Consider the following 13,630-nt stretch of genomic DNA (forward strand, 5'->3'; position numbering starts at 1 on the left):
CGGGCAACGACAGTCATCCCCACACTCCCCACGCAGGACCCACGAGGACCGCCAGGTCCACGGCCAGCACGAAGGTCAGCCCCGACCACCACTCCGCGCCCCGCCGCCCGGCGCGCCACCACGACCGCATCGACAGCGCCCACGCCACGGCGATCACCGCGACCACCACCGGGAGCACCCAGGACACCGCGCCGACGACGGCCAGCGCTGCCGAAGCCAGCACCGCGACCCCGGCCAGCACCACGGCCGCCACGAGCCGCCCACCCAGCCCGAGCCCGAACGGCACATACCCGGGCACGTCGAGCTTCCGGCTGAACTTCCAGTACTCGTAAGCACTCCAGAGCAACACCGCCGCCCCCGCGGCCACCATCGGGGGTGCTCCCGCCGTCACGGCGCCGTGTCCGAACACCAGCAGCGGCGCCACCTCGTACCCGAGGAAGAGCGCCACCGGGTGCGTGACACCGCGACGGGGCAGGAGTGGGGCCGCGAGGGCGGCGGCGCACGCCCCGCCCGCGAAGGCGAGGGCCCGGAGGTCGTTCAGGTTGAACAACAGGACAAGGCAGGCCACGACCAGAAGCCCTGCACGTCCGGTGACTTCGCCGTCGTCGTGGTCGTCCACCAGCCGCAGGAACAGGAAGAGGAGCACGAACGTCACCCCGCCCGCCAGTTCCGGCACCGATCCGCACAGCACGGCCACGGTGACGTAGGTCAGCACGGCGGCGAGGCCGTGCGTCTGCGGTGGGAACCGCGTCCGCACGTACCGGGCGGCGGTGATCACCCCTGCCGCCCGACGAGGCGCAGCACGTCGCCGATGCCCGGCTCCGCGCGTCCCAGGTAGCCGACGCGCACGCAGTGGTCGAGCAACGTGCGCAGGTAGTCGACGCCGGTGGCGGTCGGCCGCCACGGCATCAGGCCGAGCGCGTTCGTGGCGTCGAACCGGGCCCGCCGGCGGAAGAAGCTCTCGTACATCGCGATGATCCGCCGGTAGTAGACGCGCTCGTCCGCCGGCAGCGCGTCGACCGAGAAGGCGGACGGCGAGACGTAGTGCGGCACGTGGAACATCGGGTACTCGGCCAGGGCGTTGCTCACGTCGAGCAACGTGTGCGACCGGGCCCCGACGGCGTGGAACGTGCGCCCTTCGGCGGCCCAGAACCGGTTCACCACCTCGCAGATCACCGCGGCCACGTAGTCGACCGGCACCAGGTCGAGCAGCGCGTCGTAGAAGCCGGGCACCGACCGCACGCGCCCCTGGGTGAACAGCTTCAGCACGACGTACATGTTCTTGAAGTCGCGGATCACGCCGGACTCCTGCGTCCCGACGATCATGCTGGGCCGCACCACCGCGAACGGCGCCCCGGACGCGTGCACCTCCTGCTCCGCCAGGAACTTGCTGCGCTCGTAACCGGTGCCGAACCGCTGCCTGGAGTCCAAAGAGGACTCCGAGACGCGGCCGACGCTCTCACCGCACACGTACGCCGTGCTGACGTGCACGAGCGGCACCGTGCACTCCTCCGCGAGCCGCACGACGTTGCGGGTGCCTTCGACGTTGAGCGACTCGTAGGTCTCCCAGCGACGCCCGAAGTCGGTGGTGGCGGCGGAGTGCACGACCCGGTCCACGCCGCGGGCGAGCTCCAGATACCGATCGGTGTTCAGGCCCAGCAAGGGTTTCGTGACGTCACCGGCCACACAGGACACCAGGCCGGGGCCCGGCCGCGAGACCGTGCGCACGACCGTTCCGTCGTTGCGCACGATCTCCGGCCGGTTGTGCACCAGGGCGAGCACGGTGTGGCCCTGCTCGGCCAGGCGGGCGCAGACCTCGGCGCCGACGAGTCCCGCCGCGCCGGTGACGAGGACCCGCAGCCCGCTCACGCCGCCGTCCCCGTCACGCGTTCGGTGACCAGGTCGACCAGTTCCCGCACGGTCGAGACGCCGAGGGCCTCGTCCACGTTCACCTCGGCGAGCTCGAACCGTTCCTCGATGACGATCGCGAGCTCGAGGAGCCGCAACGAGTCGAACCCGAGGTCCGTGGCGATTCTCGCGTCGTCGGACAACTCCGTGGAGTCCCCGTGCGACATGTGGCGCAGGATGCCGTGCACCGCCTCGCGCACCGACTCGTCGTCCATCGCAGTCTCCCCGGGCCCGGTCAGCGCTTGAGCTCGGCGCGCATGGTCCACTTGCCGGTCATCAGGGTGTTCTTCGACGTGTGCGTGACCGGGAAGCCGTACTTCTTCACCAGGTCGGTGTTCGGGCCGGACACCAGGATCGAGTTCGCGGCCTGTTCCTTGGCGCGGAACTCCATGTCGTAGACGAACTGGATCTCACCGCGGGTGCCGGTGTAGTAGCCGACCGGCGTGTGGAACCTCGTCACCGGCAGCGACGAGATGTCCTCGACGACGGCGAACCGCTCGTGGTCCACAGCGGACCCGGTGTACTTGTTGTGCACCAATAACATGCCGTTGGGCATTGTTGTGATCTTTCTGGTGGCCTGGACGTGCCGGGCCGGGGCGCCGAGCTTCTGCACGGCGTTGGTCAGCGCGGGCTGGTTCGTGCCCCACCACAACGGCTGTGTGGTGCCCCACGGCTGCTCGACGCCGTCGCGGTGCGAGATCTCGACGGTCGCCATCGTGATCATGGTGGGCTTGGCGCGGCCGCCGTTGACCGAGATGCCCGCGCACGAGTAGTCGCCCATGTAGACGTTGACCTTGCCCGGTGTGCCGTCCGCTTCGCGGACCTTGTAGCGCGCCGGCACCAGGGCCCGCGCCTCGGCGGTGGTGATCTGGGTGATCTCACCGAACTCCAGGCAGTCGCCTTCCGAGGTGACCACGACCGAACCGCTCGCCTGGGCGGTCACGGGGACGAGCGTCGCCGCCAGCGCGAGCAGCACCGACGACAGGGCGAGTGATGACTTCCTCATGTGGCTGTTCTCCTTGTGGGGGAAATGAAGGCGCGCGTCATCGACGCACGACCGAACGGGCGCGCGGGACAGGTCTGACCGGGAAGCTCGCTGAGGCTAGGCGGAACGCCGTGCGACGAAGAGCATGTAGCGGGGCACCAACGACTCGGCGCACCCCTTGAACGCCTTGACGAATCCGTCGAACACGACGTCACCGTGGTCGGCGCGCAGGTCCTTCTCGTTCTCGTACAGCTGCTCCAGCAGCAGCGCGTACGTGCGGTGGGTGTTCTCCGTGATGTCGGCGAACTCGACCAGCTCGAACCCGGTCGAGCGCAGCAGCTCCGGGTAGTCGTCGAGCTTCACGATCGGGCCGAGGCTCGCGACGCCGAGGAACGCGTCCACGGCCTCCTTGCGCTCGCCGTCGAGCGGCACGTTCTCGAAGAAGTCGGTGGCCACCAGCGTCGCGCCGGGCTTCAGCACCGCCGCGATGTTGCGGAACGCCTTCTCCCGGTCCGGCATGTGCACGAGCGACTCGATCGCCCACGCGGCGTCGAACTCCTCCGCCTCGAACGGCAGCGGCTCCATCGCGTCCGCGTGCACGAACCGCACGTCCGCACCGTCCGCCGCCTCGGTCGCGCGCTTGACCTGCGCCGGGTCGTCCGAGATGCCGGCGACCGAGACGCCCGCCTGCGCGGCGACCCTGCGGGCGGGCTTGCCGAGGCCGCACCCGACGTCGAGCAGCCGTTGCCCCGCCGAGATCCGCGTGCGGGCGATCACGAGGTCGGTGAGCTGGTCCGTGGCCACCTCGACCGCGCTGGTGTCGTCCGCGCCTGACCAGTACCCGACGTGGAGGTTCTCGTCCCACACGTCCGTGCGCATGTCCTCGTCGGCCTTGTAGTCGTACTTCTCGTCGGTGGCCTGACCGTCGGTAGTCGACATCGACGCTGCTCGCTTTCCTCGTGGGTTCGTCAGCGGTGGAAGGTGACCGGAAGACCCCGCAGGCAGAAGATTCCCGGGGCGTCGTAGAACGTGAGCTCGTCGCGCACGGGAGCGATCTCCTGAGTGCGCCGGGAGAGCACGCGCAGCGCGGCGGTGGTCTCGGCCCGCGCGAGGCCCGCGCCGAGGCAGTAGTGGATACCCATGCCGAACCCGAGGTGCCGCCCGGTCGTGCGGCCCAGCCGGAACACGTCGGGGTCGGCGAACTGGCGTTCGTCTCGGTTGCCGGACACGAGCCAGACCCGCACCAGCTGGTCGGCGGGGATGACGGCGCCACCGATCTCCACGTCGGTCGTGGTGAACCGGTACACCTCGGTGAACGGGCTGCGGTGGCGCAGCACCTCCTCCATCACCGCGGCCGGGTCGACGGTGCCCGCCCGCCAGTCCGCCATGACTTCCGGGGTCTCCGACATGGACAGCACCGTGTTGCCCAGCAACGCGGTCGTGGTGATGTGCCCGGCGGTCAGCAGCAGCACGGCGAAGTTGCGGATCTCCCGGTCGCTCAGCCGCTCACCCTCGATCTCGGCCAGCGCGAGCGCGGTCATCAGGTCGTCGGCGGGCTGGTCGCGCTTCAGCTTGGCGTGCCTCAGCATGTACTCGTTCAGCTCGTCCAAAGTGGACTGCATCGACTCCATGTAGCCGCCGTCGAACGGGTCGTCGGACTCGATGGCGTAGAACTCGTCGGCGCAGCGCACCAGGAACTCGCGGTCGGCCGCGGGCAGCCCGAGCAGCTCGCCGATGACGATCACCGGCAGCTCGTAGGCGAGGTCGCCGACGAGGTCGAACCGTCCGCTGGAGTCCGCCAGCACCGGGTCGAGCAGGTCCTCGACGATCTGCTCGATGCGCGGGGTGAGCTGCTCGACCAGCCGGGGCGTGAAGACGTGCGACACGAGTCCGCGCAACCGGCCGTGCCGCGGCGGGTCGATCGAGACCATGCTGCCCTCGGCGTTCTCCGCGATCTCCGGAGGCAACGACCGGGACGGGTCCGAGCAGAAGACGTCGGTGTCCCGCAACGCCCGGACGATGTCGTCGTAGCGGAAGAGGCTCCACGTCCCGTTCGACTCGTCGAACCACGCGGGTTGCTCGTCGCGCATGTGCTTGAGCCAGCTGAAGACGGCGGTGCCGCCGTCCGCGAAAGTCAGCCGTGGTGCGCCGTTGTCCGGTGGCGCCGACAGGTCTGTCATCCTCGCCCCTCACCTCGGTGAACGCCCCCCGACGCCCCGTATGACTAATTGTCATACTAAGCACGCGTGTTCGAGCGATGCAAGGCTCGTGGGCGATGGGCGGTCAGGCCTGCGCGGTGGCGCCGATGATCACGCCGAGCAGCATCTGGAGCTCGGCGTCGCGTTCGGACGGGACGACGAAGACCGAACGGGCCAACGCGGTTCCGATCAGCACGAGGGTCAGCACGTCCGTCTGGGCGGGATCGACCTCACGGGGCAGCTCGCCCGCGCGCACGGCGGCGGCGATGAGTGCGCCGAGCTGTTCGCGGACGGCGAGGTACACGTCGTCGTGCAGGATCTGCCGCAGTTCGGGGTCGTGCGCGGCCTGGCCCATGAGCGAGAGCAACGCGGGACCGGTCGCGGTCTCGAGGATCTGCCGCTTGCGCTCCAGCAGCTCCCGCAGGTCGCCTTCGAGCGACCCGGTGTCGATGCCGGACAGCTCAGCCTGGGCGATGTGCCGGGCGACGGCTCCGGCAAGCGCCTGTTTGGACGGCCAGCGGCGGTAGAGCGACGCGGTCGAGGCGCCGGCGCGCTTCGCGACGGCGGTCGTGGTGAAGGCGGCCCAGCCGGACTCGGTCAGGACCTCGATCGCCGCGCTGATCAGGGCCGCGTCCACCCGAGGATCTTTGGGGCGTCCCTGTGCCGCGTCCTTCGTGGTCATCGCGGTGAAGTCTACAGGCCGAGAGAAACGAAAAGGATCCCTTTCGTATTGGTGTACGGTGGGCGCATGTCCACGACGACAGCCGACATCCCCGCGGTCGTGTCCGCCGCGCGCGAGGTCTTCGACTCCGGTGCCACCCGCTCCCCTGCAGTGCGCGCCGCGAGCCTCAGGGCGATGCGCGCCATGCTCGTCGAGAACGAGGCCGCGTTCGAGGCCGCGCTGCACGAGGACCTGCACAAGAGTGCGGGCGAGGCGCAGCTGACCGAGATCAGCGTGGTGCTGGCGGAGATCAGCCACACGCTGCGCCACCTGCGGAGGTGGACCCGTCCCCGGCGTGGCCCGGTGCCGATGGTCCTGTGGCCAGCGAAGGCGAAGCTCGTCTCCGAACCGCTGGGCGTGGTGCTGGTGATCGCGCCGTGGAATTACCCGGTCCTGCTCCTGCTCGCCCCGCTCGTCGGCGTGCTGGCGGCGGGCAACACGGCCGTGCTCAAGCCGAGCGAGCTCGCGCCGGCGACGTCGGCGTTGATGGCGAGGCTCGTGCCGCGGTACTTCCGCGACGGTGCCGTGCGCGTGGTCGAGGGCGCCGTGCCCGAGACGACGGACCTGCTGGCGCAGCGGTTCGACCACATCGTGTTCACCGGCAGCGGCACGGTCGGGCGGATCGTGATGCGCGCGGCGGCCGAGCACCTGACCCCCGTGACGCTGGAGCTCGGCGGCAAGTCACCGGCCTGGTTCGACGACGACGCGCACGTCGACGCCGCCGCGCGCAGGCTGGTGTGGGCGAAGTTCACCAACGCCGGCCAGACGTGCGTGGCGCCGGACTACGTGCTGACCACACCGGACCGGGTGCCCGCGCTGGTCGAGGCGTGCCGCCGGGCGATCGCCGACCTGTGGGGCGACGATCCCCGGTCGAGCGCCGACTACGGCCGGATCGTGAACGAGCGGCAGTTCGACCGGCTCGTGTCGTTGCTGGACGGCACGAACGTGGTCGTCGGCGGCGAGCACGACCGGGCCGAGCGGTACCTCGCGCCGACGGTCGTGACGCTGAGCGGCACCGCGGCGATCGGCCCGGACGCCTCGCATCCCGTGCTGCGGGAGGAGATCTTCGGCCCGGTGCTGCCGATCGTCGCCGTCGACTCGGTCGAGGACGCGGTCGACCTGGTGACCGGCTGGGACAAACCGCTGGCGCTGTACGTCTTCTCGTCGTCGGCCCGCACACGCCGACTGTTCGAGGAGCGCACGTCGTCCGGCGCGGTCGTGCACGACGCCGGGCTGGTGCACGTGGCGGCGGCCGGGCTGCCGTTCGGCGGGGTCGGCGCCAGCGGGATGGGCGCCTACCACGGCACCTACTCGTGGCAGGCCTTCTCGCACCTGAAGCCGGTGCTGCGCAAGCCACTCCTGCTCGACACGCTCCGCCTGGCGCAGCCGCCGTTCCACGACCTGGGCCGCAAGCTCGCGCAGGCGCTCATGCGCCGAGGCTGACCGCGGCTCCGTGGAGGGGACCGGACAGGCCGTCCAACGGCAGTCCGGTGCCACCACCGCGCACCGCGACCATCTCCGCGGCGATCGACAACGCGGCCTCAGCGGCATGCGGAGTGCTCAGGATTCGGTGGCGCGGCGCTCCCGGAAGGCGATCATGTTCATCCGGTTGCCGCACCGGACCGTGCAGAACCGCTTGAGGCCGTTGCGCGACAGGTCGAGCAGCAGCCCCTCGCAGTCGTCCGCCTCGCACACCCGCAGGCGGGCCATCTCGTTCATGCGGATCACGTCGATGAGCGCGAGGGCGGCCTCGACGCGCATCCGTTCGGCGAGCGGCGAGGTGGGCTCGGTGGCGTGCATGTGCCAGTCGAGGCCGTCGTGCCGCACCAGGTGGGGCAACGCCTGGGCGTCGCGCAGCATCTTGTTGACGGCCTCGACCGCGTCGTCCCGGCCGAGCGACCACACCCGCCTGAGCAGCGCGCGGGTGCGGTGGACGTCCTCCAGTTCCGCCTCGTCGCCGTCGATGCGCCCGCTGTAGTAGTGCTTGCCGAGCAGCTCCTGGAGGTGCTCCACCGTGGCCAGCTCGTCGTCACCGCCGCGCGACGCCGACGGGTCGGTGTTGCACAGCGCCACGAGGAACGCGAGCGACTCCTCCGTGTCAGGGGCAAAACGCAAATTGACTCCTTACCTAGCGCGGCTTACCGTCAGGGGCGTCAGTCAGGTTAGGCCATGACACCGCTCCGAGCCGGGAGGCAAGCGTGGGGATGCCGTCGAAGTCCACGGGCCTGATCGCCGCCGCGATCTCGTTCATCTCGTTCGGCACGTCCGGAGCGTTCGTCAAACCGCTGCTGGAGGCGGGCTGGTCGCCGGCCGCGGCCGTGACGGCCCGCGCGTTCACCGCCGGACTCGTGCTGTTGCCGTTCGTCGTGGTGATGATGAGAGGCCGCTGGTCGTTGCTGGTCGCGGCGCGCTGGCCGGTGCTGGGCATGGGGCTGGTGGGCGTCGCGATCACCCAGGTCCTCTACTTCGCCGCGATCGCCCGGATCCCGGTCGCCACGGCGTTGCTGATCGAGTTCCTCGCGCCGCTGATCCTGGTCGGGTTCACCTGGGCGGTCAGCCGGAAGACGCCCGCGCCGGTCGTGCTGATCGGGTCGGTGCTCGCGGTCGGCGGTCTCGTGCTGGTGATCGGCCCCGGCGCGATCCAGGCCGTGGACCCGCTCGGCCTGCTCGCCGCGTTCGGCGCCGCCATCGGGTGCTCGGTGTACTTCGTGATCGCCGCGCGCCCCAACAACGGCCTGCCGCCGGTGGCGCTGGCCGGTGCCGGCCTGCTGCTGGCCGCGCCCGTCCTGGCGATCATCGGCGGGCTCGGGCTGCTGCCGTTCACCGCGACGTTCGACGACGTGGCGCTGTTCGGCACGCCGGTCGCCTGGTGGGTGCCGCTGCTGATCGTCGCGGTCGTCGGCACGGCCCTCGCCTACGCCAGCGGGATCACCGCCTCCGGCATCCTCGGGTCACGGCTGGCGTCGTTCATCGCGTTGCTGGAGGTCGTGTCGGCGTCGCTGTTCGCGTGGCTGCTGCTGGGCGAGGCGCTGTCGCCGTTGCAACTGCTGGGCGGGCTGCTGATCCTCGCGGGGATCGCGTCGGTCCGGGCCGAACGTCAACCGGTCGAACCCGTTCCGGCAGCCGCGGTCGCCTGACGCCTCAGCTCTCCGCGCGCCGCCGGAACCACGACGGCACCGACGCGAGCGCCACCACGACGAGCATCGCGAGCCCGACCAGGGACAGGCCGTTGATCCACTGTTCGGCGGCCTGCCCGACGTAGTAGATGCCGAGCGTCGTGCCGAACGCCCACGCGACGGCGCTCACCGTGATCGCCGCCGCGAACCGCCGCACCGGCACGCCGAGCGTCCCCGCGAGCGGAGCCGCGATCATCCGCAGCACCGCGGAGAAGCAGCTCACCACGACGACCCACGCACCCCAGCGTTCGAACAGCCGCTCGGTCGCGACGACCCGCTTCTCCGGCAGCACACGGGGAAACCGCGCCACGAGCCGCGCCAGCACGGCCCGGCCGCCGCGCGCCCCGAGCCGGTAGCCCGCGGCACTGCCCGCGAGGACCCCGGCCGCCGCGACCGCGCTGACGACCACCGGCGACACCGTGCCCTGCACCGCGAGCAGTCCCGCCGTCGTCAGCACCACCCCGCCGGGCAGCGGCAGGCACAGGAACTGCCCGCCGATCAGGAAGAACACCGCCAGGTACACGACGAACGCCGGTACCTCGGACAGCCACGCCTGCATCGGATCTCCCTGCCGCTCGGCCTCCCGGTTGGCGGCCCCTGGGCATCCACGGTAGCGTGTTCGTTAGCCGATTGGCTAACCAAACTCGACACGATGAGGTTCCCGTTGACGAACGTCGTTCTGCTCGGCGCGACCGGGCTGGTCGGTCAGGGCGCCCTGCACACCTGCCTGGCGGACCCGTCGGTGCAGAAGGTGACGGTGATCAGCCGCCGCCCGCTGGAGATCACCCACCCGAAGCTGGACGTGGTGCTGCACGACGACTTCGCCGACCTCCGCCCGGTCGCCGAGCGCCTCACCGCACCGGACGCGTGCTTCTACTGCATCGGCGTGCCGTCGGCGGGTGTGAGCGAGTCCGACTACGAGAAGGTGACGGTCGACTACGCCGTCGCGGCGGCGGACGCGTTGCTGCCGCTCAATCCCGCGCTCACCTACGTCTACGTGTCGGGTGCCAGTGCCTCGCCGGACTCGAAGCTGATGTGGGCACGGGTGAAGGCACGTGCCGAGCAGCGGCTGCTGGCGTACCCGTTCCACACCTACGTGTTCCGGCCCGGCTACATCCGCCCGATGTTCGGCGTCAAGCCGCGGGTCGGGGCGGTGCGCGCGGTGTACGCCGCCACGTCGTGGCTCTACCCGGTGCTCAAGAAAGTCTTCCCGGAGAGCACGACGTCGATCGGCGCGATGGGCAGGGCGATGATCGCACTGTCCACGATGGACGGCCGGGGCGAGCGGATCCTCACCAGTGGCGCCATCAACCGGCTGGCGGGCGAAGCCTAACCCTCACGGCCGTAGGCGCGGCGGGCGATGCGGGCCGCGGACGGCGCGTGCGCGTCGGCCTCGGCCTTGACGTCGGCGATGGTCTGCGCGGCCAGCGACTGACGCCACTGGAGCTCGGCGCGTTGCATGGCGCCGTGCACCGCGCACGTGCGGCGGAACGCACTCTTCGGCGCGTCCTCCCCCATGCCGCGGCGACGGATCTCCGTGCAGGTGAACGCGGGTTCGGGCCCCTCGATGGCGGTGACGACGTCCATCAGCGTGATCTTGTCCGCCGGCCGGGCCAGCAGGAAGCCGCCGCGGGCGCCCGGGATCGACTCGACCAGGCCCGCACGGGCCAGCGCCTGGAGCTGTTTGTGCAGGTACGCCTGAGGAAGGTCGTAGCTCGTGGCGAGCGCGGCGGTGCTCACCGGACGGTCGTCGTCGACCCACGCGAGCGAGAGCAGCACGTGCACCGCCCACTCGACGCCCTGGTTCATCCGCACCGGCCGATGCTAGGGAACCTGGACATCCAACGTCAAGTTTAGGCCCCCACCGGAACAGGCAGGTCGCCTCACAATAATAGACAGCTGTCCATATCCGAGCTATGTTGACAGCTGTCCATATAAAGCGACCCGAACACGGGGGCTCGCATGACCACCACCACACCCACCTGGCCCAGTCGCCGCAGCCGGCGCTCCACAGTGGAGGTTCAGTTCGGCGCCGACCGGGCCGATCTCCTCCAGGCCGCACTGCTCACCGGAGACCCGCCGGCCGATGCCGTGATCGACGAGATCCACGAAAGGGGCAGGCACGTCCGGGTCGCTTTCAACCAGGGCATCGCGCACGGCCTCGCCTCGCTCACCGATCCCCCGCCCGCCGTCGCCGCGCTGCTGCACCACGTCGAGACCACGCCCGAGTACGTCGACGACGCACTGCTCGACGAGGGGTCGCTGCCGTTCTTCACCAAACCCGCCGCCGTCACGGCGGTCTCGCTCTCGGCGGGCGCGCTCGTGCGCACCTACCAGTCGCCGTCGATCTCCACGGTCCTGGACATGACCGGACGGCTGGTCGAGGGCGCGCCACGCCGGTTGCAGGAGACCGGGAAGTGGCTCAACGCCGCGATGCTGCCCGGCTCGATGCGGCGCGGCGAGCCCGGGTACGTCGGCACGCTCCAGGTCCGCCTGCTGCACGCGGCGATGCGCCGGCTCGCCCGCACCCGCGGCTACGACGAGGCCGCGTTCGGCGCGCCGATCAACCAGGTCGACCTGGCCCGCACGTGGATGGACTTCACGCTGACGTCCCTCAAGGCCGAGCAGGCGATGGGCTTCGACATCACCACGAAGGAACAGGACTCGCTGTACCGGTACTGGTGGTACGTCGCGCACGTGCTGGGCGTCGAGCCGAACCTGGTCGAGGGCATCACGGGCAACGCGGAGGCCCAGCGGGTCGACGACCTGCTGCAGTCCGTCACGGGACCGCTGATCCCGCAGGCCTCGACGCTCACCGCCGCCACGATCGCCGCGGTCGCGGAACGCCTCCACGAACTGCAGAACGTGCCACCGGCAGCGGCGACGGCGGCGTTGCGGGCGCTGACCCGCCGGATCCACGGGCGGGAGCTCAGCGGGGAGTTGTCCGTCCCGGAAGGACGACTCGCCGACCGGCTCGTGGCGGCGGCGGTACCGGTCATCGCGAGGAAACGCGCCAAGCTGCGCGCCGACCCCGTGGCGTGGCAGGAGGAACAGCGCAGGAACATCGACTTCGCGCGGCAGCGGACGACCGCGCCCGACTCCCCCACCGGCTACGAGCACAACGCCGCCGCGTGATCAGTAGGATCCGGGTCATGCCGGAGGAGACCCCACGCCGTCCAGGCCGCCCCCGCAGGGGGACGGCCCCGGCGTCGACCGAGGAGATCCTCGCGGCGGCGCTGCGGGCGTTCGCCGCGCAGGGCTTCCACGGAGTGTCCATTCGCGACCTCAACCGCGTGCTCGGCGTCAGCCACAACGTGCTGCACCAACGGTTCGGCTCGAAGGAGGGCGTCTGGTACGCCGCCGTCGACTGGGGTTTCGGCAACGTCGTGGCCCTCGTCGCCGAGTCCGACGTGCACGACGCGGACCCCGGCGCACGGCTGCGCACCATGATCCGCACGTTCGTCGGCTTCTCCGCCCGCAACCCCGACCTCGGCGCGATCATGAGCAACGAGGCCCGGCAACCCAGCGAACGGCTCGACCACCTGCTCGAACACTTCGTGCGGCCCATGCTCGACGCGTTCACGCCCGCGTTCACCGAGCTCGTCGACGCGGGCAAGCTCGACCACGTGCCGCTGCCGACGCTCTACTACCTGATCACGACCGGCGGCGCTGCCCCGTACACCAACGAAGGCATGACCCGGCGCCTGTTCGGCGACGCACCGTTCACGCAGAAGGAGATCGACCGGCACGCGGACGCCGTGAGCCGGTTGCTCGCGGGCGATCTGTGAGCACCAGGTCCGGTTCGAACGCCCGCAGCAGCAACTCCCGCATCCGGTCCGGCGCCATCTCGGTCGACCCCGCCAGGATCTGGATCGCGAGCCCGTCGACCAGCGCCGTGAACCGGTCGGCCAGCGCCTCGACGTCGGCGTCCGGGGACAGTCCCTCGGCACGGCATTCGTGCAGCAGCGCCACGACCACCCCGCGCCACTCCGAGTAGACCCGCCGCTGGGCCGGGCGCAGCCGCGGTTGCAACATCGCCTGACCCCAGAACTGCACCCACACCGACCACTCGTCGATGTCGTCGGCGCCCACCGGCAGCTGCACCTCGACCAGGCGCCGCAGCTTGTCGCGCACCGACGTGGCCTGGCCGAACTCCCGTTCCACGCGGGCGCGGAACGTGCCGGCGTAGTACTCCAGCGCGCCGTTCAGAGCCGCCTCCTTGGTCGGGAAGTGGTAGTGGACGGTCGCGGTGCTGGTGCCGCACTGCCGGGCGATGTCCGCGACCCGCACGTTGTGGTAGCCGCGCCGGGCGATCAACGCCGTGGCGGCCGCGAGGATCTGGTCCCGCCGGTCCGGTGCCGCCAGCGCGCGGTCACGCACGTCCTGCGGCACAACGGGTTCCGGTCCCGTCCCGGTCGTGAGGTAGGCGACGCCGACCCCGCACGCCCGCGCGATCGCCGCGATCTCCTCGTCCCGCAACCTCCGCGTGCCGCGCAACGACTTCGACAACGCCGTCGGGTCCATCCCGATGCGGCCGGCCAGCGCACGCTGCGACAGCGTGGCCGCCCGCAGCGCCGTGCGCACACGGGAGGCGAGGCCGTCTGTGCTGGTCATCGCGGTCAGTATGGCAGCGCGGCACCGC

Annotated in this window: 16 protein-coding genes; 5 read left to right on the forward strand and 11 right to left on the reverse strand. The window is 70.8% G+C overall.

All coding sequences use genetic code 11. The annotated features are described in order from the left end of the window. Window positions 1-13: 13 nt before the first annotated feature. The 7 genes from ACFWNN_RS26760 to ACFWNN_RS26790 form a co-directional block, all read right to left on the reverse strand. Complete coding sequence (locus ACFWNN_RS26760) at window positions 14-778, reverse strand: hypothetical protein (RefSeq protein WP_382442674.1); 765 nt, start codon at window positions 776-778, stop codon at window positions 14-16. Further along, window positions 775-1,869: an SDR family oxidoreductase gene (locus tag ACFWNN_RS26765; protein ID WP_382442675.1), complete on the reverse strand. Its 1,095-nt coding sequence runs from the start codon at window positions 1,867-1,869 to the stop codon at window positions 775-777. The genes ACFWNN_RS26760 and ACFWNN_RS26765 overlap by 4 nt, the downstream gene beginning before the upstream one ends. Further along, window positions 1,866-2,123 carry an acyl carrier protein gene (locus ACFWNN_RS26770; protein ID WP_382442676.1) on the reverse strand — a complete coding sequence of 86 codons (258 nt, stop codon included), beginning with the start codon at window positions 2,121-2,123 and terminating at the stop codon, window positions 1,866-1,868. Before ACFWNN_RS26770 ends, ACFWNN_RS26765 begins: the two co-directional genes overlap by 4 nt. 20 nt (window positions 2,124-2,143) lie before the next feature. Continuing rightward, window positions 2,144-2,914: a hypothetical protein gene (locus ACFWNN_RS26775; RefSeq protein ID WP_382442677.1), complete on the reverse strand. Its 771-nt coding sequence runs from the start codon at window positions 2,912-2,914 to the stop codon at window positions 2,144-2,146. A 96-nt stretch (window positions 2,915-3,010) separates the two neighbouring features. Then, complete coding sequence (locus tag ACFWNN_RS26780) at window positions 3,011-3,832, reverse strand: SAM-dependent methyltransferase (RefSeq protein ID WP_382442678.1); 822 nt, start codon at window positions 3,830-3,832, stop codon at window positions 3,011-3,013. 29 nt (window positions 3,833-3,861) lie between these two features. After that, a complete protein-coding gene (locus tag ACFWNN_RS26785; protein WP_382442679.1) occupies window positions 3,862-5,073 on the reverse strand; it encodes a cytochrome P450 in 1,212 nt (403 codons plus the stop codon). 103 nt (window positions 5,074-5,176) lie between these two features. Continuing rightward, entirely contained in the window at window positions 5,177-5,773 is a 597-nt protein-coding gene (locus ACFWNN_RS26790; RefSeq protein WP_382442680.1) for a TetR/AcrR family transcriptional regulator, read from the reverse strand. 66 nt (window positions 5,774-5,839) lie between these two features. On the opposite strand from ACFWNN_RS26790, the gene ACFWNN_RS26795 reads away from it, so the two are divergent. Beyond that, window positions 5,840-7,255 (forward strand): aldehyde dehydrogenase family protein, encoded by a 1,416-nt coding sequence (locus tag ACFWNN_RS26795; RefSeq protein ID WP_382442681.1) that lies wholly within the window; start codon window positions 5,840-5,842, stop codon window positions 7,253-7,255. 117 nt (window positions 7,256-7,372) lie between these two features. On the opposite strand, the gene ACFWNN_RS26800 is transcribed toward ACFWNN_RS26795, so the two are convergent. Beyond that, on the reverse strand, window positions 7,373-7,927 hold the full coding sequence (locus tag ACFWNN_RS26800) for a CGNR zinc finger domain-containing protein (protein ID WP_382442682.1): 555 nt from the start codon (window positions 7,925-7,927) through the stop codon (window positions 7,373-7,375). Window positions 7,928-8,016: 89 nt separating this feature from the next. Between ACFWNN_RS26800 and ACFWNN_RS26805 the strand changes: the two genes are divergently transcribed. Beyond that, entirely contained in the window at window positions 8,017-8,949 is a 933-nt protein-coding gene (locus ACFWNN_RS26805; RefSeq protein ID WP_382442727.1) for a DMT family transporter, read from the forward strand. Window positions 8,950-8,953: 4 nt separating this feature from the next. Here the strand turns inward: ACFWNN_RS26805 and ACFWNN_RS26810 are convergent, their stop codons facing one another. Continuing rightward, on the reverse strand, window positions 8,954-9,547 hold the full coding sequence (locus ACFWNN_RS26810; RefSeq protein ID WP_382442683.1) for a DedA family protein: 594 nt from the start codon (window positions 9,545-9,547) through the stop codon (window positions 8,954-8,956). 93 nt (window positions 9,548-9,640) lie between these two features. Here ACFWNN_RS26810 and ACFWNN_RS26815 point away from each other — a divergent pair, with 93 nt between their 5' ends. Further along, complete coding sequence (locus ACFWNN_RS26815) at window positions 9,641-10,321, forward strand: epimerase (RefSeq protein WP_382442684.1); 681 nt, start codon at window positions 9,641-9,643, stop codon at window positions 10,319-10,321. On the opposite strand, the gene ACFWNN_RS26820 is transcribed toward ACFWNN_RS26815, so the two are convergent. Continuing rightward, window positions 10,318-10,797 (reverse strand): RrF2 family transcriptional regulator, encoded by a 480-nt coding sequence (locus ACFWNN_RS26820; protein WP_382442728.1) that lies wholly within the window; start codon window positions 10,795-10,797, stop codon window positions 10,318-10,320. The genes ACFWNN_RS26815 and ACFWNN_RS26820 overlap by 4 nt on opposite strands. Before the next feature lie 153 nt (window positions 10,798-10,950). Here ACFWNN_RS26820 and ACFWNN_RS26825 point away from each other — a divergent pair, with 153 nt between their 5' ends. Both ACFWNN_RS26825 and ACFWNN_RS26830 read left to right on the forward strand, forming a co-directional pair. Then, window positions 10,951-12,123 carry an oxygenase MpaB family protein gene (locus ACFWNN_RS26825; protein WP_382442685.1) on the forward strand — a complete coding sequence of 391 codons (1,173 nt, stop codon included), beginning with the start codon at window positions 10,951-10,953 and terminating at the stop codon, window positions 12,121-12,123. Between the two features lie 17 nt (window positions 12,124-12,140). Then, the gene (locus ACFWNN_RS26830; RefSeq protein ID WP_382442686.1) at window positions 12,141-12,776 is read left to right on the forward strand and encodes a TetR/AcrR family transcriptional regulator; all 636 of its coding nucleotides are present in this window, start codon (window positions 12,141-12,143) and stop codon (window positions 12,774-12,776) included. Here the strand turns inward: ACFWNN_RS26830 and ACFWNN_RS26835 are convergent. Further along, window positions 12,712-13,602: a TetR family transcriptional regulator C-terminal domain-containing protein gene (locus ACFWNN_RS26835; RefSeq protein ID WP_382442687.1), complete on the reverse strand. Its 891-nt coding sequence runs from the start codon at window positions 13,600-13,602 to the stop codon at window positions 12,712-12,714. The two genes, ACFWNN_RS26830 and ACFWNN_RS26835, sit on opposite strands and share 65 nt — an antisense overlap. Window positions 13,603-13,630: the final 28 nt, after the last annotated feature.

The sequence above is a fragment of the Lentzea sp. NPDC058450 genome (assembly GCF_042721395.1).
Lineage (GTDB): Bacteria > Actinomycetota > Actinomycetes > Mycobacteriales > Pseudonocardiaceae > Lentzea.